This is a genomic window from Sphingobacterium sp. T2, from assembly GCF_000814685.1.
GTDB classification, from domain to species: Bacteria; Bacteroidota; Bacteroidia; order Sphingobacteriales; family Sphingobacteriaceae; genus Sphingobacterium; species Sphingobacterium thermophilum.
The window spans coordinates 1-2,386 of sequence record NZ_JXAC01000139.1 but is presented as its reverse complement, the minus strand read 5'-3'; the positions used below and the strand labels follow the sequence as shown (position 1 = coordinate 2,386).

Below are 2,386 nucleotides of genomic sequence, written 5' to 3'. Positions count from 1 at the left end.
AGCGCGCGCTGGTGCGTGTATCTTCCGCCAAAATAATATCAGACTCTTTCAGGATGCGTATCGCACGAAAGGTCATATCCTCCAAATTGCGATAGGCGTTGGTATGTAAATAAGAGCATAGTACAAAGGTAAGTATTTTTGCTCTTTCTTTTGATGTCGAAAACAAGAGACAGAGTCAACAAAAAAGACTTAAACATAAAGTCTAAGTCTTTTGAGGAAAGTGTGATGGAAAAAATTCTTCTTGTATAGAACGGATAGCAACTCTATTGTGCTACGGGGGAATGTTAGTGTCGGAAAAAATAAGGATTTTATGGTTTCCCGTAATTTTTAATGGAATATCTAGGATAGTTTTGGCGACGAAATGAACCCTAGTAAATAAATATAAAAAATGAGAAGAAAGTCGATTGTTTCTTTATGTTTAGGAACGGCATTATTTAGTGGTTGTGCCTCAATTGTAAGTAAAACTAACTGGCCTATTATTGTGAACAGCACACCTTCGGAAGCTAAGATTAAGATTACGGATGAAAAAGGTTTTGAAGTGTATTCGGGTATTACGCCTGCTTCCTTAAAACTTAAGTCCGGAAACGGCTTCTTTAAGAAGGCGATTTATCAGGTACGATTTGAAAAGGAAGGGTATGAGACTAAAGTCATTACGATTAATTCGAAGCTGAATGGCTGGTATTTTGGAAACATACTTCTGGGAGGATTAATAGGAATGCTTATCGTAGATCCTGCGACAGGAGCCATGTATAAAATTGAAGATGAAAATATTAATCAGAGTCTGGTAAAGAAATCGGAAGGCAATCTTAATGCCGGACAAAAGCTGATTATTATGGACATCAATGATGTAGATGCAGAGATGCGAGCGGCGTTAGTAAAAATCGATTAAATAATCTCTTCAAGTTGAGTTTATTATATAAGCATTTCGTTTTTGAAGTGCTTATTTTTTAAGTTTTTTTTCATATATAGTTTCTTATCTTTGTCCTCATAAACTCAAAAAAGTATGTTGCAGTTAAATTATATCCGTGAAAACAGGGATACAGTCATCGAAAGATTGGCTGTAAAGAACTTTAAAGATGTAGCTTTGGTTGATGAGATCATCAGTCTAGATGAGCAGCGCCGCAAAATTCAAAATGAGTCGGATTCCATCGCTGCGGAGGCTAATGCTTCGGCTAAACAAATTGGGGATCTGATGCGTCAAGGTAAGAAGGAAGAAGCGGAAGCAATCAAAGCGAAGTCGTCCGGATATAAGGAGAAAATAAAGCAGCTGACCGAACAGCTTTCCGAAGTAGAGAAGCAGCTAAACGACAAGATTGTCTTGTTGCCTAACCTGCCGCACACTTCGGTGCCTAAAGGTTTGACAGCGGAAGACAACGAGGTAGTATTGACTCATGGCGAGATTCCAACACTGTCAGAAAGCAAGTTGCCACACTGGGAGCTGTTGACCAAATACGATATCGTTGATTTGGAGTTGGGCGTAAAAGTTACGGGAGCTGGATTCCCTGTTTATAAAGGTAAGGGGGCTCGTCTACAGCGTGCTTTGATAAACTTTTTCTTAGATGAGGCCGCAAAGGCGGGCTATACCGAAGTGCAAGTGCCGGTAGTGGTAAATGAGGCGTCAGCTTTCGCAACAGGCCAGCTGCCGGACAAAGAGGGGCAGATGTACCACGTCACTAACGACGACCTCTATCTGATCCCTACGGCGGAAGTTCCGGTAACCAACCTGTATCGTGACGTAATCCTTAAGGAAGAACAATTTCCTGTCAAGCATTGTGCTTATACACCTTGTTTCCGCCGTGAGGCCGGCTCTTATGGAGCGCATGTACGTGGATTGAACCGCCTTCATCAGTTCGATAAGGTTGAGGCCGTTCAGATTGTGCATCCGGATAAGTCATACGAAGTGCTGGAAGAGATGAGCCAGTATGTGCAGGGGCTATTGCAGAAATTGGAACTGCCATATCGTGTGCTGCGTCTTTGCGGGGGTGACATGAGCTTCACGTCGGCCTTGACCTATGATATGGAAGTATTTTCGGCAGCGCAGGAGCGTTGGCTGGAGGTATCTTCGGTATCCAACTTCGAAACGTTCCAATCCAATCGTCTAAAGGTACGTTTCAGAAATGCAGAAGGCAAGATGCAGCTGGCACATACCTTGAACGGCTCTGCCTTGGCTTTGCCACGTATCGTCGCTGCAATCTTGGAAAACAACCAGTCGGAAAAGGGAATTAAGATTCCTGCTGCATTGGTGCGTTACACAGGATTTGAGTATATAGACTAAGAAGTACATTTCAAGATAATAGATAAAAAAAGGTGATTAGCGTATAATCACCTTTTTATTTGTCTTTATTTTTCTGCTTGTTCTTTCCACTGCTGTGCGAAGATTGTCTGG

Annotated in this window: 2 protein-coding genes and 1 pseudogene; 2 read left to right on the top strand and 1 reads right to left on the bottom strand. The window is 42.0% G+C overall.

What is annotated here, in order from left to right:
* Nucleotides 1-126: pseudogene (locus SD31_RS21295) on the bottom strand (SAM-dependent methyltransferase); the annotation flags it as partial.
* Between the two features lie 355 nt (nt 127-481).
* On the opposite strand from SD31_RS21295, the gene SD31_RS09610 reads away from it, so the two are divergent.
* Together SD31_RS09610 and serS are read left to right on the top strand one after the other, a co-directional pair.
* Nucleotides 482-889, top strand: coding sequence for a hypothetical protein (locus tag SD31_RS09610; protein WP_197053649.1), 408 nt, complete (start codon nt 482-484; stop codon nt 887-889).
* A 114-nt stretch (nt 890-1,003) separates the two neighbouring features.
* On the top strand, nt 1,004-2,275 hold the full coding sequence (gene serS / locus SD31_RS09605) for a serine--tRNA ligase (protein ID WP_039053970.1): 1,272 nt from the start codon (nt 1,004-1,006) through the stop codon (nt 2,273-2,275).
* Nucleotides 2,276-2,386 lie beyond the last annotated feature (111 nt).

Excerpts from the sequence above, each read along its gene's own strand:
- serS (WP_039053970.1), top strand. The coding sequence starts at position 1,004 with ATGTTGCAGTTAAATTATATCCGTGAAAACAGGGATACAGTCATCGAA.